Annotated in this window: 20 protein-coding genes; 10 read left to right on the top strand and 10 right to left on the bottom strand. The window is 72.4% G+C overall.

The annotated features are described in order from the left end of the window. Nucleotides 1–5: 5 nt before the first annotated feature. The 4 genes from ABB07_RS27175 to ABB07_RS27190 all read right to left on the bottom strand — a co-directional run bounded on the left by ABB07_RS27175 (nucleotide 6) and on the right by ABB07_RS27190 (nucleotide 4,379). Entirely contained in the window at nucleotides 6–803 is a 798-nt protein-coding gene (locus ABB07_RS27175) for a DUF5336 domain-containing protein (protein WP_208901165.1), read from the bottom strand. An 83-nt stretch (nucleotides 804–886) separates the two neighbouring features. Then, a complete protein-coding gene (locus ABB07_RS27180; RefSeq protein ID WP_208901166.1) occupies nucleotides 887–1,846 on the bottom strand; it encodes an N-acetylmuramoyl-L-alanine amidase in 960 nt (319 codons plus the stop codon). A gap of 22 nt (nucleotides 1,847–1,868) precedes the next feature. Next, nucleotides 1,869–2,522: a class I SAM-dependent methyltransferase gene (locus tag ABB07_RS27185; protein ID WP_208901167.1), complete on the bottom strand. Its 654-nt coding sequence runs from the start codon at nucleotides 2,520–2,522 to the stop codon at nucleotides 1,869–1,871. Nucleotides 2,523–2,633: 111 nt separating this feature from the next. Then, complete coding sequence (locus ABB07_RS27190; RefSeq protein ID WP_208901168.1) at nucleotides 2,634–4,379, bottom strand: MFS transporter; 1,746 nt, start codon at nucleotides 4,377–4,379, stop codon at nucleotides 2,634–2,636. Nucleotides 4,380–4,688: 309 nt separating this feature from the next. Here ABB07_RS27190 and ABB07_RS27195 point away from each other — a divergent pair, with 309 nt between their 5' ends. From ABB07_RS27195 to ABB07_RS27205, 3 genes are read left to right on the top strand one after another with little or no spacing between them, the layout of a single operon-like run. Then, on the top strand, nucleotides 4,689–6,110 hold the full coding sequence (locus ABB07_RS27195; RefSeq protein ID WP_208901169.1) for an MFS transporter: 1,422 nt from the start codon (nucleotides 4,689–4,691) through the stop codon (nucleotides 6,108–6,110). A 51-nt stretch (nucleotides 6,111–6,161) separates the two neighbouring features. Continuing rightward, nucleotides 6,162–6,701, top strand: coding sequence for a SigE family RNA polymerase sigma factor (locus ABB07_RS27200; protein ID WP_208901170.1), 540 nt, complete (start codon nucleotides 6,162–6,164; stop codon nucleotides 6,699–6,701). A 26-nt stretch (nucleotides 6,702–6,727) separates the two neighbouring features. Beyond that, nucleotides 6,728–7,501, top strand: coding sequence for a hypothetical protein (locus ABB07_RS27205; protein ID WP_208901171.1), 774 nt, complete (start codon nucleotides 6,728–6,730; stop codon nucleotides 7,499–7,501). A 13-nt stretch (nucleotides 7,502–7,514) separates the two neighbouring features. Here ABB07_RS27205 and ABB07_RS27210 read toward each other — a convergent pair whose 3' ends face one another. Next, a complete protein-coding gene (locus ABB07_RS27210; protein WP_208901172.1) occupies nucleotides 7,515–8,156 on the bottom strand; it encodes a response regulator transcription factor in 642 nt (213 codons plus the stop codon). 62 nt (nucleotides 8,157–8,218) lie between these two features. On the opposite strand from ABB07_RS27210, the gene ABB07_RS27215 reads away from it, so the two are divergent. Continuing rightward, the gene (locus ABB07_RS27215; protein ID WP_208901173.1) at nucleotides 8,219–9,001 is read left to right on the top strand and encodes a class I SAM-dependent methyltransferase; all 783 of its coding nucleotides are present in this window, start codon (nucleotides 8,219–8,221) and stop codon (nucleotides 8,999–9,001) included. A gap of 163 nt (nucleotides 9,002–9,164) precedes the next feature. Beyond that, nucleotides 9,165–10,733 (top strand): alpha-L-arabinofuranosidase B, encoded by a 1,569-nt coding sequence (locus ABB07_RS27220; protein ID WP_425264767.1) that lies wholly within the window; start codon nucleotides 9,165–9,167, stop codon nucleotides 10,731–10,733. On the opposite strand, the gene ABB07_RS27225 is transcribed toward ABB07_RS27220, so the two are convergent. Genes ABB07_RS27225 through ABB07_RS27235 form a run of 3 tightly spaced genes read right to left on the bottom strand, consistent with a single transcriptional unit; the run spans nucleotide 10,711 to nucleotide 13,642 of the window. Next, nucleotides 10,711–11,988: a sensor histidine kinase gene (locus tag ABB07_RS27225; RefSeq protein ID WP_208901175.1), complete on the bottom strand. Its 1,278-nt coding sequence runs from the start codon at nucleotides 11,986–11,988 to the stop codon at nucleotides 10,711–10,713. The genes ABB07_RS27220 and ABB07_RS27225 overlap by 23 nt on opposite strands. Nucleotides 11,989–12,005: 17 nt before the next feature. Beyond that, the gene (locus ABB07_RS27230) at nucleotides 12,006–12,722 is read right to left on the bottom strand and encodes an ABC transporter permease (protein WP_208901176.1); all 717 of its coding nucleotides are present in this window, start codon (nucleotides 12,720–12,722) and stop codon (nucleotides 12,006–12,008) included. After that, complete coding sequence (locus ABB07_RS27235) at nucleotides 12,722–13,642, bottom strand: ABC transporter ATP-binding protein (protein WP_208901177.1); 921 nt, start codon at nucleotides 13,640–13,642, stop codon at nucleotides 12,722–12,724. The genes ABB07_RS27230 and ABB07_RS27235 overlap by 1 nt, the downstream gene beginning before the upstream one ends. Nucleotides 13,643–13,895: 253 nt before the next feature. Between ABB07_RS27235 and ABB07_RS27240 the strand changes: the two genes are divergently transcribed. From ABB07_RS27240 to ABB07_RS27250, 3 genes are read left to right on the top strand one after another with little or no spacing between them, the layout of a single operon-like run. Further along, nucleotides 13,896–14,771, top strand: a complete 876-nt coding sequence (locus ABB07_RS27240; protein ID WP_208901178.1) for a MaoC/PaaZ C-terminal domain-containing protein — start codon at nucleotides 13,896–13,898, stop codon at nucleotides 14,769–14,771. A 37-nt stretch (nucleotides 14,772–14,808) separates the two neighbouring features. Beyond that, nucleotides 14,809–15,894 (top strand): Zn-dependent alcohol dehydrogenase, encoded by a 1,086-nt coding sequence (locus tag ABB07_RS27245; RefSeq protein WP_208901179.1) that lies wholly within the window; start codon nucleotides 14,809–14,811, stop codon nucleotides 15,892–15,894. A gap of 11 nt (nucleotides 15,895–15,905) precedes the next feature. Next, nucleotides 15,906–16,847, top strand: coding sequence for a 3-oxoacyl-ACP reductase (locus ABB07_RS27250; protein ID WP_208901180.1), 942 nt, complete (start codon nucleotides 15,906–15,908; stop codon nucleotides 16,845–16,847). Nucleotides 16,848–16,919: 72 nt separating this feature from the next. On the opposite strand, the gene ABB07_RS27255 is transcribed toward ABB07_RS27250, so the two are convergent. Both ABB07_RS27255 and ABB07_RS27260 read right to left on the bottom strand, forming a co-directional pair. Beyond that, nucleotides 16,920–17,078 carry a hypothetical protein gene (locus tag ABB07_RS27255; protein ID WP_208901181.1) on the bottom strand — a complete coding sequence of 53 codons (159 nt, stop codon included), beginning with the start codon at nucleotides 17,076–17,078 and terminating at the stop codon, nucleotides 16,920–16,922. Between the two features lie 95 nt (nucleotides 17,079–17,173). Further along, a complete protein-coding gene (locus tag ABB07_RS27260; protein WP_208901182.1) occupies nucleotides 17,174–18,442 on the bottom strand; it encodes a hypothetical protein in 1,269 nt (422 codons plus the stop codon). Between the two features lie 188 nt (nucleotides 18,443–18,630). Here ABB07_RS27260 and ABB07_RS27265 point away from each other — a divergent pair, with 188 nt between their 5' ends. After that, nucleotides 18,631–19,470 carry a Nif3-like dinuclear metal center hexameric protein gene (locus tag ABB07_RS27265; protein ID WP_208901183.1) on the top strand — a complete coding sequence of 280 codons (840 nt, stop codon included), beginning with the start codon at nucleotides 18,631–18,633 and terminating at the stop codon, nucleotides 19,468–19,470. 17 nt (nucleotides 19,471–19,487) lie between these two features. Next, nucleotides 19,488–20,231 (top strand): zinc ribbon domain-containing protein, encoded by a 744-nt coding sequence (locus ABB07_RS27270; protein WP_208903648.1) that lies wholly within the window; start codon nucleotides 19,488–19,490, stop codon nucleotides 20,229–20,231. Nucleotides 20,232–20,234: the final 3 nt, after the last annotated feature.

A 20,234-nucleotide genomic window follows, 5' to 3' on the forward strand; every position in this document is an offset into this window, starting at 1 on the left:
CGGACTCAGCCGCGCTGGATGCCGGAGGTGTCCTGCAGGACGCCCCGGCGGCCGTCCTGGGTCTGCGCGACCAGCGCGGCACCGCGCTGCTCGACGGCCAGGTACCAGGTGCCCGGCGCCAGTTCGGCGATCGGGGTCGGCGAGCCGTCCTCCGCGAACAGCGGACGGGTCACCGGCACGGCGAACCAGAACGGCGAGAAGTCCGCGGTCGGCTGCGCCCCCGCCGGAGCCGCCTGCGCGGCCGGCGGCTGCTGCCCGAACGGCTGACCCGGCTGCGGCTGGGCACCGTACGGCTGGCCCGGCTGCGGCTGGGCACCCGGGTAGCCGTAACCACCGGGCGGCTGGGCGCCGTAGGGCTGCGGGGCGACCGGCTTGGGTGCCGGGAGCAGGGGGGCCTGGAGGGCGGGGACGAGGGGGGTGGCGATGGCTCCGCCCGCGAGGACGAGAGCGGCGATCAGACCGAGGATGAGACCTGCACCGGCGTCCAGACCGTCCGGGATGTCGATGAGCGACCACAGCAGCGTCCAGGCCGCGAGGATCGGGAACGCGGTGCCGACCTGGCCGAGGTCGAGCCCGAGCACCTTGCGCTGCTGGGGCAGACAACGGTTGACGACGATGAGGACGGCACCGATGACCGCGCCCATGTAGATGCCCAGGCCCATGCCCAGGTCGTCCCACGCGTTCCGGCTCTGGCTGGCGCCGAAAGCGGAGATGCTCTCGAAAGTGAGGAACGACGCGATGAACAGCACCACCGCTGCTCCGATCACCACGCCGTCGCCTCTAGTGAGGGAGCGGATATTCACTTCAAGTCCTTCGTGAGTCGTCTCGTCGTCGGTAGACACTACCGTCCGCAAGATCCGGCTGTCCGGTCGGTTCCGCCCTCCGGTCACGACGCGCGCAGGAAACTCACGATTCCCTCAGAGATCCCTTGCGCCGCCCGTTGCCGCCAGGCGCCACTGGTCAGCAGTGCCGCGTCCTTGCTATCGCGCATGTTGCCGCACTCGATGAACACCTTCGGAACCGTTGACAGATTGAGACCGCCCAGGTCCGTACGTGTGACGAGACCGGTACCGTCGCCGACGTAATTGGACGGCGGTTCACCGGTGTCACGCACGAAGTTCCCCGCGATGCGCGTGCCGAGGTCGCGCGAGGGTCCGACGATCGGCCGGGTGTCGGCGGCACCGGCGTGCACCGATCCCGGCAGGATGACGTGGAAGCCGCGGTTGCCCTCCGCCGAGCCGTCGGCGTGGATGGAGATCGCCGCGTCCGCGTGCGCCTGGTTGCCGATCCGGGCCCGCTCGTCCACGCACGGCCCCCAGGCCGGGCTGTCGCCGTCATGGGTCAGCTTCACCGTGGCACCCTGCTGCTCCAGCAGCGTGCGCAGCCGGTGCGCGACGTCCAGGGTGAACCGGGCCTCGGTGTAACCGTCGTTGGTGGACGTCCCGGTGGTGTCGCACTCCTTCCAGTTGGTGCCGATGTCCACCTTGCGGTTGATCTCGGCGCTGTGCTGGAAGTTGCCCGGGTTGTGCCCGGGGTCGATGACGACGACCTTGCCCTTGAGCGGGCCGGACGCGGAACCTCCCGAGGGCCGCTTGCCGTCGTCCGTCGCGGAAGGCGGGGCGGACGGGGAGGCGGAGCGAGTGGACGGGGAGGGCGCGCCGGACGTACCGGACGCCGGAGCGGCCGAGGCCGTACGGCCTCCGTCGTCGCCACCGCCGCCCACCGCCTCGTACACCACCCAGCCGAGCAGCGCACCGGGCACCAGCGCGGCGAGCGCCACGGTCAGCGGGCCGCGGCGGGGCCGGCGCGGCTGCGGGGAATCGAACTCCGGGCCTAGGTACGACACGTCTGCGACTCTAACCGGGGCCTCAGATCCCCGCTCGCGTTCGCCGCAGGACGCGCAGGGAGCCGGTCACCGAGACCTCCGTGAACGCCCCGGACTCAAGTGCCCGCAGGTACACGCGGTACGGGGCCTGCCCGGTGAACTCGTCCTCGGGCTCCGGGAAGACGTCGTGGATGACGAGGAGGCCGCCCTCGGCCACATGGGGGGCCCAGCCCTCGTAGTCGGCGCCCGCGTGCTCGTCGGTGTGGCCGCCGTCGACGAAGACGAGACCGAGCGGGGAGTTCCAGATGGCCGCGATCTGCGGCGAGCGGCCGACCAGCGCGACCACGTGCTCCTCCAGCCCCGCCTTGAACAGGGTCCGCCGGAAGGCCGGCAGGGTGTCCATCAGGCCGACCTCCGGGTCGACCGTCTCCGGGTCGTGGTACTCCCACCCCGGCTGCTGCTCCTCGCTGCCCCGGTGGTGGTCCACGGTCAGCGCCGTGACCCCGGCCGCCCGGGCCGCGTCGGCGAGCAGCACGGTGGACCGCCCGCAGTACGTCCCGACCTCCAGCAACGGCAGCCCCAGCCGCCCCGCCTCCACCGCAGCCTCGTACAGGGCCAGCCCCTCGTCCACGGGCATGAAGCCCTTCGCCGCTTCGAAGGCGGCCAGGATCTCGGGCTTGGGGGTGGTGGCGGACATGGGGGCCTTCCGGTCGTACGGCGCTTGCAGCGCGCCCCGAAGGGGCGCGGGGAACTGCGCGACCAGCCACGACGAATCCCGCAGCCGCCGGCCGGCAGTTCCCCCCGAGTTCTACGCGCTCACGGTCTCCCCAGGCAAGGAGAGATCCAGTTCAACCGCCCTCTCCTCCCCGGAATGCGTGGCGGAAGAGGCAAGCGGCCCATGGCCGGAGGCCTTCGCGGCAAGCACATACGCCCCCTGCGCCGGCACGGCGAGCACATAACCGCCGTCCTCGTCGGAGACGGTCGCCCCGGCCTGCCGCCCGCGCCGGTCGATCAGCGTGACCTTGGCCCGGGCGACCGGAGCACCGTCGGCGCCCAGCACCCGCCCCCGGAAGCCCCGCAGCACCTCTTCGGCGCGCTCCAGCGCGGCGTCCTCCTCGCTGCTGGCCCGCAGCTGCGTGTGCTGCTGAGCCGGCCGGGAGGCCTTCGGCAGGAACAGCGCCATCAGCAGCCCCGCCGCCACCGCGGCCGTGGCGATGAGGAAGGACACCCGGAAGCCGTGCATGGTGGGGATCGCGACGCCGCCCACGTTGTTCGCCGTGTTGGCGAGCACCATGCCGATGACGGCACTGGACACCGACGTGCCGATGGACCGCATCAGCGTGTTGAGGCCGTTGGCCGCGCCGGTCTCCGAGGCCGGGACCGCGCCGACGATCAGCGCGGGCAGCGAGGAGTAGGCGAGGCCGATGCCCGCGCCGAGGACCACGGAGGTGACGATCGTCTGCCAGGCGGCGTCCATCAGGCCGAGACCGCCGCCGTAGCCGAGCGCGATGATCAGCAGGCCGATGATGAGGGTGACCTTGGGTCCGTACCTGGCGGACAGCCGGGCGTACACGGGAGCCGTGAACATCATGGTCAGGCCCAGCGGGGCCACGCACAGACCCGCGACGACCATGGACTGGCCGAGGCCGTAGCCGGTGGCCTTGGGCAGCTGGAGCAGCTGGGGCAGGACCAGGGAGACGACGTAGAACGCGACGCCGACCATGATCGACGCGAGGTTGGTGAAGAGGACCGCCGGGCGCGCGGTCGTGCGCAGGTCGACCAGGGGCGCCTGGACGCGCAGCTCGAACAGCCCCCACAGGACGAGGACCACGACCGACGCGGCGAACAGACCGAGTGTCGTACCGGACGACCAGCCCCAGTCGCTGCCCTTGGTGATGGGCAGCAGGAGCAGTACCAGACCGGTGGACAGGCCCAGCGCGCCGAGCAGGTCGAAGGAGCCCTCCGCCCGCATCGGGGACTCGGGGACGACCAGGAGGGTGAGGACGATGGACAGCGCGCCGAGGCCGGCGGCGCCGTAGAACAGGGCGTGCCAGTTCGTGTGCTGCGCGACCAGGGCCGCGGCGGGCAGCGCGAGGCCGCCGCCGACGCCGATCGAGGAGCTCATCAGGGCCATGGCCGAGCCGAGCCGCTCGCGCGGCAGCATGTCCCGCATCAGGCCGATGCCGAGCGGGATCGCGCCCATGGCGAAGCCCTGCAGGGTACGGCCGACGATCATGGTGAGCAGCTGGCTGGTGACCGCGCTGACCAGGGCGCCGACCACCATGACGGCGAGGCTGAGGATCAGCATCCGCCGCTTGCCGTAGAGGTCGCCGAGCCGGCCCATGATCGGGGTGGCCACGGCGCCGGACAGGAGGGTCGAGGTGAGGACCCAGGTGGCGTTGGAGGGAGCGGTGTGCAGCAGCTGCGGCAGGTCCTTGATGACCGGCACGAGCAGGGTCTGCATCACCGCGACGACGATGCCCGCGAAGGCGAGCACCGGGACCACGGCGCCACCCGCTCTCCGGGCCGGCTGGTCGGTCGTCGTGTGGGTCATGGAGTCGAGGCCTCCTGGTAGGGATAAGTGACAGGTGAACCTCGTATGCACAGGCAACTATTCCGTTGCTTCGGGCCTCTAATGAATCCTTGACCAGCTCATGGGATTCTGACGTGACGTCAGGGTTGTGGTGGTGCTTTGTGTGCGGGGTGGGGGTGCTGCATGTGCGGGGTGGGGGGTGCTGCGCGCGGGCGGCGGGGGCTGTGCGCGAGGTGGCGGGTGCTGCGCGCGGCGTAGGACCCGCGCCCTACGCCCGGTGGTCCGAAATGCTGATGCAAGGACCGTAACGGGGTTGAGAGCATGACATCCATGCTGGAAGCCGCCGACACCACACCTCTCATATCCCGCCGCAGGACCGTGCCGACCTGGCTGGTGGTGGCGCTCGCCTGCGCCGGGCAGTTCCTGGTCGTCCTCGACGTGTCGGTGGTGAACGTCGCCCTGCCGTCCATGCGCGGCGGCCTCGGCCTGACCGCCTCCGGCCTGCAGTGGGTGGTGAACGCGTACGCCATCGCCTTCGCCGGGTTCATGCTGCTCGGCGGCCGGGCCGGCGACCTGTACGGGCGCAAGCGGATGTTCCTCGTCGGCCTCGGCCTGTTCACGCTGGCCTCGCTGGGCGGCGGCCTCGCCCAGGAGGGCTGGCAGCTGCTGCTGGCGCGGGCCGTGCAGGGCCTGGGCGCGGCGGTGCTGGCCCCCTCGACGCTGACCCTGCTGACCTCCGCGGTGCCGGAGGGACCGGCGCGGGCGCGCGCGATCGCCACCTGGACCGCGGTCGGCGCCGGGGGCGGGGCCGCGGGCGGACTGGTCGGCGGGGTCCTCGTGGACGTGTTCTCCTGGCGCTGGGTGCTGCTGATCAACGTGCCGGTGGGCGCTCTGGTGCTGGCCGGCTCGGTGCGCTGGCTCACCGAGAGCCGGGCCGGCGACGGGCGGCGCCTGGACCTGCCGGGCGCGCTGCTGGTCACGGCGGGCCTCGCGACCCTGGCGTACGGCATCTCGCAGACGGAGGCGGAGGGCTGGACGGCCGCCGCCACGGTGCTGCCGCTGCTCGCCGGGCTGCTGCTGATCGGCCTGTTCCTGCTGGTCGAGGCGCGTACGGCGGCCCCGCTGATGCCGCTCGGCCTGCTCCGGCTGCGCCCGGTCGCCTCGGCCAACGCGGCGATGTTCCTCTCCGGCTCGGCCATGTTCTGCATGTGGTACTTCATGACCCTCTACGCCCAGAACGTGCTCGGCTACACGCCGTTGGAGGCCGGGTTCGCGCTGGTTCCCAGCTCGCTGGCCGTGGTCGTCGGCTCGAAGCTGGCGCCGCGTCCGATGCGGTCGGCCGGTCCGCGGACCGTGGCGGTGCTGGGCACGCTGGTGGCCGCGGCCGGCTTCGCCTGGCAGTCGACGATGAGCGCGCACGAGGCGTATCTCGACGCGATCATGATCCCGGGGATCCTGATGATGCTCGGTGCGGGCCTCGCGGCGACCCCGCTCGCCTCCCTGGCCACGTCCGGGGCGGCTCCGGGCGAGGCCGGTGTAGTGTCGGGGCTGGTCAACACCTCGCGCACGATGGGCGGTTCGCTCGGGCTCGCCGTGATGTCGACCGTCGCCGCGGCCGGCACGGGCAGCGGCCACGGCCCCGAGGCACTGACCGACGGCTACGCGCTGGCGTTCCGGACCAGTACGGCGGTGCTCCTGGGCGGGGCGGTGCTGATGCTGGTGTGGCTGCCGCGGAAAACCTCTTCGGCGTGAGGCAACGGTCCGGGCCTCCCACGGACTCCTTTTGATGTCTAGGAGGTGCCCATGGGGGACGGGAAGAACGCTCGGAACGAGGAGTTCCAGAGCTTCATGATCGGCCGCTGGCCGCGGCTGATGCGTACGGCATTTCTCCTCACGGGGGAGCAGCACGCCGCCGAGGACCTGGTCCAGTCGACGCTCGAGCGGGTCTATGTGTCCTGGCGCAAGGTCGGCGCCGCCGACGATCCGGAGGCGTACGTACGGCGCGTGATGATCAACCTGCACGCACGCAAACACCGAAGAAGGCTCAAGGAGTTCCTGGCTCCGAAGGACGACTCGGGCCTGGTGCACGAGATCGCCGACACGGGGGACCGGATCGCGCAGGCCGATGACCGCGGCGCGCTGCTCAAGGCGCTCGCCCAACTGCCGGTGCGGCAGCGGGAGGCAGTGGTCCTGCGCTACTGGGAGGACCTGACGGAGACCCAGGCGGCGGAGGCGATGGGCTGCTCGGTCGGCACGGTGAAGAGCAACGCGGCCAGGGGGATCGCGAAACTCCGGGCCATACCGGGACTGGCCGAGACGGTGACGCACGGAGGCCGGAAGTGACGAGCGCGGATGGGGAGAGCCACGACATGAACGAGATGACCGACATGACGCACACGGACCTCGCCCTCCTCCTCGCGGACGCCGCGGACGAGGCCGAGATCGGCATAGCCCCGGTCGAGGCGGTCATCCGCCGCGGGCGCCGGCGCAGAGCCCGCCGCTGGGCGGTGGCAGCGGCCACGACGCTGGTGCTGGCGGGGTCGACGGGGGTGACGCTGGCGGTGACCGGCCTGCCCGGCCAGACCGACCGCAAGCCGACCGTGGCGGCCGCGCCGTCCAGCCCCGAGGACCGGAATGTGGACATTCCACAGGAAACGGAGCTGGCGCGCGGGACGGACCACGGCAAGAGCTGGCGTGTGGTCGTCTCCGTGTGGGGAGCGCCGCGGGACGAGTCGGAGGCGGCCCTGCAGCTGGCCGCGATGCGCAAGTACGGCATCGAGCCGGCCCTCCTTCCCGACCACCGGCACCAGCACCTGGTCGGCATGACCTCGTACTACTCGGGCCTGTACTACGGCGACAACCCGCTCAGACCGATCATCTTCGACACGCTCAAGGGGTGGGAGCCCCTGACGGGCACGAGCCTGGCGTCGGGGGCCCTCGCCCTGGGCAAGGCGAATTCCGGTGGTCCCGCCCGGCTCGTGGTGGGCCAGGTCCCCATTACCGCCCGGCAGGTCAAGTGCGACTGGAAGGACGGCACCAGCACCATGGTCGAGCCCCAGGCGGTGGCCGGCTCGCCGGTGGAGTGGTTCGCCTGCACGGCCCCGGAGGGGACGGCCTACCGGAACGCGGAGGTGATCCAGTAGCAGCGCTCGCGGCTCACAGCCACCCCTGCTGCCGGGCCTCCCGTACCGCCTCCGCGCGGTTGCGGGTGCCTGTCTTGCCGATCGCCGAGGACAGGTAGTTGCGGACGGTGGACTCGGACAGGTGCAGCCTGCCGGCGATGTCGGCGACGGTCGCGCCGTCCACCGACGCCTTGAGCACCTCGCACTCGCGGGCCGTCAGCGGACTGGGCCCGGCGCTGAGCGCGGCGGCGGCCAGCGCCGGGTCGACGACGGTCTCCCCGGTGAGCACGCGCCGGATCGCCGCGGCCAGTTCCTCCACGGGCCCGTCCTTGACGAGGAACCCGGCCGCCCCGGCCTCCATGGCCCGGCGCAGATAGCCGGGCCGGCCGAAGGTGGTGAGGATCAGCACCCGGCAGTCGGGCGCCTGTTCCCGCAGCTCGGCCGCCGCGTCCAGCCCGCTGATGCCCGGCAGTTCGATGTCCAGCAGGGCCACGTCCGGCCGGTGGGTGAGCACGGCGTCCACGATGCCGTCGCCCGAGCCCAGTTGGGACACCACCTCGATGTCCTCCTCCATGCCGAGCAGCAGGGCGAGCGCACCCCGCATCATGCCCTGGTCCTCGGCGAGCAGCACCCGAATGGACTTGGCGGGCCGATGGTCCCGGGGCATCTCGTTCATGGCTTCAGGTTACGGCCGGGAACCCCGGCCCATCCCGGTGCTCGGCGCGCTAGCCTCGCCGTATGCCCGAGTCCTCGACCGCGCGCTTCTACGACGAGCTGGCCGGCGACTACCACCTGATCTACCCGGACTGGGCGGCGAGCGTCCGCCGGCAGGGCGCCGCGCTGGACGCCCTGGTCGGCCGGGAGCGGGCGGAGGTGCTGGACTGCTCCTGCGGCATCGGCACGCAGGCGATCGGGCTGGCGCTGCGCGGCCACCGGGTCGTCGGGACCGACCTCAGCGTGCGGGCCGCGGCCCGGGCCGGCCGGGAGGCCGCCCGGCTCGGGGTGGCGCTGCCCACCGCCGCTGCCGACATGCGGCGACTGCCCTTCCCCGGCGGCCGGTTCGACGCCGTCGTCTGTGCCGACAACTCGCTGCCCCATCTCCTCACCGAGCCGGACGTGCGGGCGGCGCTGGGGGAGATGCGCAGGGTGCTGCGGCCCGGTGGGCGGCTGCTCGTCAGTACCCGCCCCTACGACGAGCTGCTGCGCGAGCGGCCGGTCTCGACGCCCCCGCAGGTGCACGAGCCCGCCGACGGCACCGGGCGGACCGTCACCTTCCAGCTGTGGCGGTGGCAGGCGGACGGCGAGCGCTACGAGCTGGAGCACTTCCAGCTGGTCCCGGCCCGGGAGGGCGAGGGGCAGTGGGAGGTGCGGGTGCGCCGGGCCGCCTACTGGGCGCTGGGGCGGGAACGGCTCGCCGGATTCGTCGCCGGTGCGGGTTTCACGGACATCGCCTGGCTGATGCCCGAGGAGACGGGTTTCTTCCAGCCGTTGCTCACGGCGCGGGCGGCCGCCGCCGATTAAAGACTTGGCATTGTCCGGTGCGGCGGGGGTTGACGCTCCGAGGCGGTGCTCAAACAATCGCCCCTGCATTTCCAGAAATCCGTTCCCTTTTCGTCGTCGAATAGGTTCGGTATTTCGGTCGAACGGCGTCCGAAATTCCGAACGAGAGAATCCGAGGTGCACCGTGCCCGTGAGCTCCCCCCACATACGCCCCCGGCGGCTGAGAAGCGCCGCCCTGTCCGTGCTCGCCGTCTGCGCGACCCTCGCCGCGCTGCTGCTCGGCGTCGGAGTGCCCCAGGCCGCCGCCGCGAGTTCGCTGCCCTGTGACGTCTACGCCGCCGCGGGCACCCCCTGCGTCGCCGCGCACAGCCTGGTCCGGGCGCTGTACTCCTCGTACAACGGCTCGCTCTACCAGGTGCGGCGCGCCTCGGACGGCGCCACGAAGGACATCGGGCTGCTGGCCGCTGGCGGATACGCGAACGCGCCCGCCCAGGACTCCTTCTGTTCCGGCACGACCTGCATCATCACCAAGATCTACGACCAGTCCTCCCGCCACAACGACCTCACGATCGAGGGTGCGGGCGGCGCCGGCGCCGCCGATGTAGGTGCGCCCGCCGACGCGCTGCCGGTGACCGTCGGCGGCCACCAGGTCTACGGCCTGGAGATCTCCGCCGGCATGGGCTACCGGGACAACTCCACCTCCGGTGTCGCCACCAACGGCGCCGCCGAGGGGATGTACATGGTGACCTCCGGCACCCACGTCAACGGCCGCTGCTGTTTCGACTACGGCAACGCCGAGACCAACAACAAGGACACCGGCAACGGCCACATGGACGCCATCAACTTCGGCACCGAGTGCTGGTTCTCCCCCTGCTACGGGCAGGGCCCCTGGGTGCAGGCCGACCTGGAGAACGGGCTGTTCCAGTCCGACGCCGGATACAGCAAGAACTCCTCCGACACCGGCACCGGACCGCTGCCGTTCGTGACCGCGCTGCTCAAGAACAACGGCCAGAACCATTTCGCGCTCAAATGGGGGAATGCGCAATCCGGCGGGCTGACGACCACCTATTCCGGAGGTGAGCCGACCAGGAGCGGATACTCGCCGATGCACCAGGAGGGCGCGATCGTCCTCGGCACCGGCGGCGACAACAGCAACGGCTCCATCGGCTCCTTCTTCGAGGGCGTCATGACCTCCGGCATCCCGACCGACGCCGCCGACAACGCCGTCCAGGCCAACATCGTCTCCGTCGGCTACGGCGGGGCGACCGGCGGCACCGGCACGCTCACCCCGGGCTCGGAGATCTCGCTGCGCGCCACCACCTCCTGCTGCACCAGCGACTACGTCCGCCACCAGAACGACGCCGGCGTCATCTCCGCCATCACCTCCGGCAGCTCCGGCCTGGACAGGAACGACGCCACCTGGATCGTCCGCCGAGGCCTCGCGAGCAGCTCCTGCGTCTCCTTCGAGTCGCGCAACTACCCCGGCGACTACCTGCGCCACTACAACTACAAGCTCTACCGGCAGCCCATGGACGGCACCGCCCAGTTCCGGGCCGACGCCACCTTCTGTCCGCAGACCGGCAAGAGCGGCACCGGCACCTCGTTCGCCTCGTACAACTACCCGACGCGATACCTGCGCCACTACGACTACAACCTGTACATCGCGAGCGACGGCGGGTCGAACGACTTCGACAGCAGCACGTCCTGGACCGACGACATCAGCTGGGCGGTCAGCACGCCCTGGGCGCCGTAGTGACCCCCGCCGCGGCGAACTGAGCCGGCTCCACCGGGAGTTCGGCGGTCACCGTGAAACCGCCGCGCGGCGACGGGCCGGCCGTGAGTGAGCCGCCCGCCGCCGCGAGGCGCTCGGTGAGCCCCTTCAGACCGGTGCCGCCGATGCCCTGCCGGGTCCGGCCGGCCGGCCGGCCGCTGCCGTTGTCGGTGACGGTGAGCCGGACCTGTTCGGCGCCGCTGTCGACGGTGATCTCGCAGCGGCCGGCGTCGCTGTGCCGGACCACGTTCGTCACCGCCTCGCGCACCACCCAGCCCAGCAGCGCCTCCGTCTGGGGTTCGAGCGGCACCCCCGACTGCCGTACCACCGGCTCCACGCTCGCCGCCGACAGCGCCGAGCGGGCCCGGGTCAGCTCGGTGGCCAGGCTGCCCTCCCGGTAGCCGGTCACCGCCTCGCGGATCTCGGTGAGCGCCTGCCGGCCCACCGACTCGATGTCGGTGATCTGGCCCAGCGCCGCGTCCATGTCGCGCGGCGCCAGCCGCCGGGCCGCCTCCGACTTCACCACGATCACCGACAGCGTGTGCCCGAGCAGGTCGTGCAGGTCCCGGGAGAAGCGCAGCCGCTCCTTCTCCACCGCGCGCCGGGCCAGCTCCTCGCGGGCGGCGCGCAGTTCCCGTACCGCCTCGGACAGGCCGAGGATCGCGGCCGTCACCATGCTGGAGAGGAAGGTCGCGTAGCCGATGTTCGTCGCGTCCCCCCAGCCGCCGCGGACGGCGGAGACACCGGTCGCGTACGCCGTCAGCAGCAGACCGGTCCGGCCCAGCCACGGCCCGCGCAGCGCGGCGCCCACGGCGAGGCCGAGCAGCGGGAAGAACATCAGCCAGTTGCCGCCGTAGCCGAGCGCCAGGCCCGTGGTCACCAGGGCCATGAGGAGCACCGCCACCCGGGTGGAGGCGGCCTCCCGCTTCGCGCGGTCGAAGGAGCGGAAGGTGACGTAGATGTACAGGGAGTTGAAGGCCAGCAGGCCCAGGCCGCCGACCCACGGGTTCGGGGTCTTGCCCTGGAGCAGGTTGGAGAAGGACCCCATCCCCATCAGCAGCCAGGGCAGCAGGGCGAATCCGGTGGGCGGCGGGCCGGGATGGTCGACGTCCGGCTCCTCGCCCCGCTTGCGGGCGGCCCGTTGCGCGGCCTTGAAGCGCTCGTGCGCGGCCCGCCACTGGTGCCGCTCGGCCTGCAGCGCCTGTATCTGGCACCGAACTCCCTGAACCCACGTCATGTCTGCATGTCCCCCGGTCAGATGGTCCCCGCCCGACGGCGGTACGACAGCACAGCGTACGAACCGAACAGAACGAGCCAAGTGGTCAGGACGATGATGGCACCGGCGCCCGGTGCGCGCCCCTCCGATACGGCGGTGCCGAGCTGGGCGAACCGATGGGTGGGGGTGTACACCGACAGATCCCGCAGCCAGCCGGGGAAGAGGCTGACCGGGAACCACAGGCCGCCGAGCACCGCGAGCCCCAGGTTGCACACCATGTTGACCACGCCGGTGCTCGGCCCGGTCAGCCGGTAGCCGTTGCCGAGGCCGAGCAGGGTGAACGGGATGGAGCCGAGCCACAGCAGCAGCGCGATCGCCGGCCACTGCCAGACGGCCAGCCGTACGCCGTCGGCCAGTCCGCCCGCCGCCAGTACCGCGACGATCGAGGGCAGTACGGTGACCACGCCGGTCAGGGTCCGGCCGGTCACCACCTCGCGGGGGGTCATGGGGGTGACGCGGAGCTGGCGCAGCCAGCCGGTCGCGCGGTCCTCGGCGACGGCACCCCCGGTGTTCAGCGCGGCGCCCACGGCGCCGTAGGCGGCCATGCCGACCATGGCCGCGGTCCGCCAACTCCCGTCGGTCTCACCGATGTTGGTGAACAGCAGGTACATCATCACCGGCATGGCGATGCCGCCGATGACGAAGCCGGGGTCGCGGAGGGTGCGGAGGGTCTCCAGGCGGACGTAGGCGAGCATCACACCGCCTCCAGGGAGGGGGAGGTCAGGGCCAGGAACGCGTCGTCCAGGGACGCCGGCGTCACCTCGAGCCCCCTGATCGCCCCCAGCTCGGCCAGGGCGACCACCGTCGCGTCGGAGTCGTCCGTGCGCAGCCGGATCCGGTCGCCCCGCACCTCCACCGAGCGGACCCCGGGCAGCGGGGCGAAGTCGTCCGCGTCCCGGCCGGCCCGGTCCACGCCAACCAGGTTGCCGCCCGCCGCGCGCCGCAGCTCCTCGGCCGTGCCGTCGGCGACGATCCGGCCCCGGTCGATGACCACGATCCGGTCGGCGTAGGCGTCCGCCTCCTGAAGGTAGTGCGTGGAGAAGAGCACGGTGTGGCCCCGCCGGGCGTACGTCCGCATCGACTCCCAGAAGGCCTGCCGGGCCTCCACGTCCAGGGCCGCCGTCGGCTCGTCCAGCACCAGCAGCGCCGGGTCCCCGGTCAGCGCGAGTGCGAACCGCACCCTCTGAACCTGCCCGCCGGACAGCCGGTCCACCCGCCGCCCGGCCAGGTCGGCGATCCCGGCCAGCTCCAGGGCCCGCGCGAGGGGCATCGGTGCCGGGTAACGGGAGGCCACGAACCCCACCAGCTCGCCCACGGTGACCCGGGGCACCGGCCGGGCGTCCTGGAGCATCGCGCCCACCCGGCCCGCGCGCACCGACTGCCCGGGCGCCGCGCCGAAGAGTTCCACGGCGCCGGCGTCGGGCTCGTACAGCCCGAGCAGCAGGCCGATCGCCGTCGACTTGCCGGCCCCGTTGCGGCCCAGCAGGGCCACGGTCTCCCCGTACCCGATCTCCAGGTCGACTCCGTCCACGGCGCGCACCGCGCCGTACGTCCTGACCGCCCCCGTGAAGGAGACGGCGCTTCCCCGTTGTCCTCGGGGTCCCCGTGGTGTCATGTCTAGGACCATAGGAATCCGGCCCCCGCGTGCGGCAGAGGCGCATGTACGGACTCCGGCAGTACAAATGTCACTGCCCCGGGCCGCCACACTGCGCTGACACAGCGTCAGGAGCCTTCACAACTGTGGAGCGCTGGGCTATACAGAGGGCGCCGGACTGGAACGCGTTCTAGATCGGCCCGTAGCGACCTCGGTGCGGCCGACGGTGCGGACGTCCGCACCGGGGTCTTGAACCGCCAGCGTCAGGAGCCGTATGCCCATCGATGCAGCGAAAGCCCTCGCGGCCCCTCCCCGGACCGGCGAGATCTCCTGGACCACCAAGGACGTGCAGCTGTACCACCTCGGCATCGGCGCGGGAGCCAACCCTGACAAGGACGCCCCCGCCACCGACCCCGACGAACTGCGCTACACCCTGGAGTCCCGGCTGCACGTCCTGCCGAGCTTCGCCACCGTCGCGGGCTCCGGCGCGCCCGGCGTGATCAGCGGGCTGTCCATGCCCGGGGTGGAGGTCGAGCTCGCCAAGGTGCTGCACGGCGGACAGGCGCTGGAGATCCACCGCCCCATCCCGGCCGAGGGCACGGCGAGGGCGACCCACCGGCTCGCCGCCGTCCACGACAAGGGCAAGGCCGCCGTCCTGGTCCTGCGCACCGAGGTCGCCGACGCCGACGGCCCGCTGTGGACCAACGACGCCCAGATCTTCGTACGGGGAGAGGGCGGATGGGGCGGCGACCGGGGCCCGTCCGTCCGCCTCGACCCGCCCACCGGCGAACCCGACCGGACCGTCGAACGCCCCGTCCGCGCGGACCAGGCCCTCCTCTACCGCCTCTCCGGCGACTGGAACCCGCTGCACGCCGATCCCGAGTTCGCCAAGCTCGCCGGCTTCGACCGGCCCATCCTGCACGGGCTGTGCACCTACGGCATCACGCTCAAGGCGGTCGTGGACACGCTGCTCGGCGGCGATGTGAGCCGGGTGCGGTCGTACACCACCCGGTTCGCGGGCGTCGTGTACCCGGGGGAGACACTGCGCATCCGCATGTGGCGGCAGGAGGGGAGCGTCCGGGTGGCCGTGAGCGCGGTGGAGCGGGACGACGCGCCGGTCCTCACGGACACCGTCGTACAGCACTCCTGACAGCACGCCCGAGACAGCCTCCGAGGGGAGCCGCACCATGCGCGCAGCCGTACTGCACGAGATCGGCCAGGAAAAGCTGGAGGTCCTCGACGACGTCGAGGCGGTGGGCTTCGGCCCCGGCAAGGTCAGGGTCCGGGTGCGGGCGACCGGGCTGTGCCACTCGGACCTGTCCGCGATGAACGGGGTGCTGCCCCAGCCCTCCCCGTTCGTGCCGGGCCACGAGGGTGCGGGTGATGTCCTCGAAGTGGGCGACGGAGTACGGCACTTGAAGCCCGGTGACCGCGTCGTCATCTGCTGGCTGCCCGCCTGCGGCGCCTGTCCGGCCTGCAAACGCGGGCAGACCGAGCTGTGCCTGGCCGGGTTCATGAACGCGGGCACCCCCAATTTCCGGCGCTCCGGCGGCGGCACTCCCGATGTGTTCGGCTTCGCCGGCACCGGCACCTTCGCCGAGGAGGTCGTGGTCGACGCCGGCTGCGCGGTGCCGATCCCGGACGACGTGCCCTACGACATCGCCGCGCTGATCGGCTGCGGGGTCACCACCGGCCTCGGCGCCGCCCTCAACACCGCCGATGTCCAGGCCGGTTCGTCGGTCGCCGTCATCGGCTGCGGAGGCGTCGGCATCTCGGCGGTGCAGGGGGCGCGGCTGAAGGGCGCCGCCGAGATCGTCGCCGTCGACCCGGTCGCCTCCCGGCGCGCGTCCGCCCTCGGGTTCGGGGCCACCAAAGCGGTTTCGCCGGAGGAGCTGGCCGACGCCAAGCAGCAGGTCACCGGCGGTGAGGGCTTCGACTACGTCTTCGAGGTCGTCGGGAAGTCGGCCACCGCCCGCACCGCCTACGAGAACACCAGGCGCGGCGGCACCCTCGTCGTGGTCGGCGCCGGCGCCATGGACGACTTCCTCCAGCTCAACATGTTCGAGCTGTTCTTCGACGAGAAGCGCATCCTGCCGTCCCTGTACGGCGGCGGCGACGTGCTGCGCTCCTACGAGCGCACCATCGCCCTGTGGCGGGCCGGCCGCGTCGACCTGGCGGGCCTGATCACCCACCGGGTCCACCTGGCGGAGATCAACGAGGCACTGGACCAGATGCGTACCGGGACGGCCCTGCGTACGTGCATCGAGATCTGAGGACCCAAGCCATGCCACTGCCACTCGAAGGACGGTCCGCCGTCGTCACCGGCGCCGGACGCGGGCTCGGCCGGGCCGAGGCCCTGGAACTCGCCCGGCTCGGCGCGGCCGTCGTCGTCAACGACTACGGGCGGCCCGGCCGGGACGGCTCCGGGGAGGCCTCGGCGGGACCGGCCGAACAGGTCGCCGCCGAGATACGCGCGGCCGGCGGCCGGGCGGTCGCCCACACCGGGGACGTCAGCGACTTCCAACAGGCCCGGGAACTGATCCGGTCGGCCATCACCGAGTTCGGCGGGCTCGACATCCTCGTCAACAACGCGGGCATCCTGCGCGACCGCATGGTCTTCTCCATGACCGAGGACGAGTGGGACTCGGTGATCCGCGTCCACCTCAAGGGACACTTCAACACCACCCACTTCGCCGCCGCGCACTGGCGGGAGCGGTCCAAGGCGGCCGGGGGAGAGAAGGTCTACGGGCGGATCGTCAACACCTCCTCCGAGGCGTTCCTCGCCGGCTCCGCCGGGCAGCCCAACTACGCGGCCGCGAAAGGCGGAATCGTCGGCCTGACCACCTCCACCGCCCTCGCCCTCGCCAAGTACGGGGTCACGGCCAACGCGATCTGCCCGCGCGCCCGCACCCGGATGACCGAGGACGTCTTCGCCGGGTTCGAGGAGCCCGCCGAGGGCCTGGACCCGCTGGCCCCCGAGCATGTCGCCCCGCTCGTCGGCTATCTGGCCTCACCGGCCGCCGCCGGGATCAACGGCCAGCTGCTCGTCGTCCACGGCGGCATGGTCGCGATCGTCGAACGGCCGCGGGTGCAGGCCAAGTTCGACAGCAAGCAGGAGACGTTCACGTACGACGAGCTCGACGCGCTGCTCACCCCGCACTACGCGGACCGGCCGTCCGGGGAGACCTTCGCGGCGGCGGAGGTGCTGGGGCTGAAACGCGGGTGAGGACAGGGGGGAACCGGTGAGAAACGCGAGGAGGGGGCGCCCGTCGGACGCCCCCTCCTCATCTTGCCGCCGTCAGGCAGCCGCCTCCGCGGACTCCTCGGCCGGCCTCCGGTGCCGGCCGTGCGGAGCCGTCTCGTTCTCCTGGGCCGCGATCGGGCCCCGGTGCCGGCCGTGGCCGGCAGCCTCGGAAGAGTCGGCAGACAGCTGCTCGGTCGTGCTGGTGTCGCTCATCGGACGTATTCACCCCGTCACATGATCTTTCGTACAGCCGGGCGAGTGTAACCGGCGCACCACCGGCCGAATCCAGGCGCACACGCCAACCGGCACTAGTTCGTTACAAGACGTCCCAGAGGCGCCTGCTGCAACGGCACCGGACGTGCCATCCCCGGCTCCGCGGCGCCCGGTTGCGCGCGCTGACCGGTGACCGGTTCCACAGGTTCCGGAGGGTCCGGTGCCGTCGGCTCCGGCGGCGCCCCGAGCGCCCCCGCAGCCGTGCCGTCCCGGACCGGACCCTCCGGACCCGCATCCCCCCGCGCCGCGGCGGTACCGTCCGCCGCGGCCGTCTCCCCCCGGGGCACCGTCAGCTCCGCCACGCCGCACGGAGTCTCCTCCGTGGCGTACGGCAGCCGCAGCACCCCGTCCCGGGTCCACAGCCCCGCCCCGGTCAGCCACCCCTCGGGCGCCGGGAGATGGCCCGTCCGCCGCCCGGCCGGCCGCCAGACGGCCACCCAGCTGTTGCCGTACGGCCCGTCGACGCGCAGCGCCACCGCACAGTGCTCCGGCGTCAGCACCTGCTCGGGCTGGATCGCGAACGGCGTCACCGCGCACTCCGGCATCCTCAGGCACTCCGGGAAACGCACCGGCAGGGCGCTGCCGAGCACGCCCCAGCCCAATCGTTCCTGCCCCGGCGAGGGCGCGTCGGAGGAGATGAGCAGCAGCCCGCTGTCGGGGTCGGCGAGCAGCAGCCGGTCGTCGCTGCCGGCCGCGATCTGCAGCAGCGGCGAGACCTCCGCGCGCTCCAGGTCCACCACGACCGTCTTCACCGGCCCGCCGGCCGGCTCCCGGTCCAGCGCCAGCATCCGCCCGGCGCGGTCCAGCCAGACCCCGCCCGAACAGCGCCCCGCCACCTCGGCGAGCCGCTCGGGCCCGAACGCCCCGCCCGCCACCAGCCACACCACACTCGAGCGCGGCCCGACGGCGAGGGCGTACGCCCGTACGCCTCCCGGTGCGGGCGGCAGCAGCGTGAGCCGGGTGCCGGGCTCCGGGCACTCCACCGCGCCCAGCGGCAGCTCGCCGGTGCCGGGGCCGGTCGGGTACAGCAGCGAGAAGGTGTGCCGGTCCCCGGCCAGGCGGTGGATCAGCACGCGGCCGTCGGACAGGGGCTGCACCTCGGTACCGGGCTCCTCCGGCTGGTTGCCGGGCAACGGCACCGCGTACGGCTCCGGGCCGTCCAGCGTCCAGCGCTCCGGGAACCAGCAGTCGCCGGCCGGGGCGAGCCGGGCCGCGTACGCGCCGTCCGCCGTCACGGCGAACGCCGTCCCCGCCGCACCGCCGGCCCCGCCCGTCGACGGGGATTCGATCGCACAGGCCGTCATCGTTCGGTCACCTCCGGCGACGAAGCTAGTTTTCGCACGCGCAGGCGTGGGAGGGGCCGACTCAGGCTTCACACATACGGGTGGCGCAGAAGCGATTCACCTGAGGAAACCGGGGCCTTTGTGCTGACCGGGCCCAGACCGGACGGATGCGGTACGGCGGCCCGGACCAGCCAGGTAGCCTTGCCTTCGTGCCCCGTCTGTCTGAAGTCATCGCCGCGCTGGAGAACCTGTGGCCCGCCGAGCGGGCCGAGTCCTGGGACGCGGTCGGCACCGTCGTGGGCGACCCCGACCAGGAGGTCACCCGGGTCCTGTTCGCCGTCGACCCCGTGCGGGAGACCGTCGACGAGGCGGTGAAGCTCGGCGCCGACCTGCTGGTCACCCACCACCCGCTCTATCTGCGCGGGACGACCACGGTCGCGGCGGACCACTTCAAGGGCCGTGCCGTGCACACGCTGATCAAGAACGACATCGCGCTGCACGTGGCCCACACCAACGCCGACACGGCGGACCCGGGCGTCTCGGACGCGCTCGCGGGCGCGCTGGACCTCCGCGTCGTACGCCCCCTGGTGCCGGACCCGACCGACCCGGCCGGGCGTCGGGGCATCGGCAGGGTGTGCGAGCTCGACCACCCGGTGACCGTCCGCGAACTGGCCGCGCGCGCCGCCGAGCGGCTGCCCGCCACCGCGCAGGGCATCCGGGTGGCCGGCGACCCCGAGGCCGTCGTCCGCACGATCGCCGTCAGCGGCGGCTCCGGCGACAGCCTCTTCGACCAGGTCCGCGCGGCCGGTGTCGACGCCTTCCTCACCGCCGACCTGCGCCACCACCCGGCCAGTGAGGCCGTCGCGCACAGCCCCCTCGCGCTGCTCGACGCGGCGCACTGGGCCACCGAGTGGCCCTGGTGCGAGCTGGCCGCGAGCCAGCTCGACGAGATCTCCGACCGCCACGGCTGGGACCTGCGCGTCCACGTCTCCAAGACGGTCACCGACCCCTGGACCGCCCACGCGGCGTCCATCGCCACCTCTAGCTGAATCCCGGGAGCCCCCAACTGAACGCCGCGCCCGCCGACCAGATCCGACTCCTCGACGTCCAGGACCTCGACGTCCGCCTGCAGCAGCTCGCGCACCGGCGGAGGTCCCTGCCCGAGCACGCCGAGATCGACTCCCTGAACAAGGACCTCACCCAGCTGCGGGACCTGCTCGTCGCCGCGCAGACCGAGGAGAGCGACACCGCCCGCGAGCAGACCAAGGCCGAGCAGGACGTGGACCAGGTGCGCCAGCGCGCCGCCCGCGACCAGCAGCGCCTGGACTCCGGCGCGGTCACCTCGCCCAAGGACCTGGCCAACCTCCAGCACGAGATCGCCTCCCTCGCCAAGCGGCAGGGCGACCTGGAGGACGTGGTGCTGGAGGTCATGGAGCGCCGGGAGGCCGCGCAGGAGCGGGTGACCGAGCTGACCGGGCGCGTCGCCTCCGTCCAGTCGAAGATCGACGACGCGAGCGCCCGCCGGGACGCCGCGTTCGAGGAGATCGACGGCGAGGTGGCGACGGTGACCAAGGAGCGCGAGGTCATCGCGGGCGCCATCCCCGCCGACCTGCTGAAGCTCTACGACAAGCTGCGCGAGCAGCAGGGCGGCATCGGCGCGGCCAAGCTGTACGCCCGCACCTGCCAGGGCTGCCGCCAGGAACTGGCGATCACCGAGCTGAACGAGATCCGCGCGGCGGCGCCGGACACCGTGGTGCGCTGCGAGAACTGCCGCCGCATCCTGGTGCGCACGGCCGAGTCGGGTCTGTAAGAG

Origin of the sequence: Streptomyces incarnatus, assembly GCF_001027185.1 — a bacterium.
GTDB classification, from domain to species: Bacteria; Actinomycetota; Actinomycetes; order Streptomycetales; family Streptomycetaceae; genus Streptomyces; species Streptomyces puniciscabiei.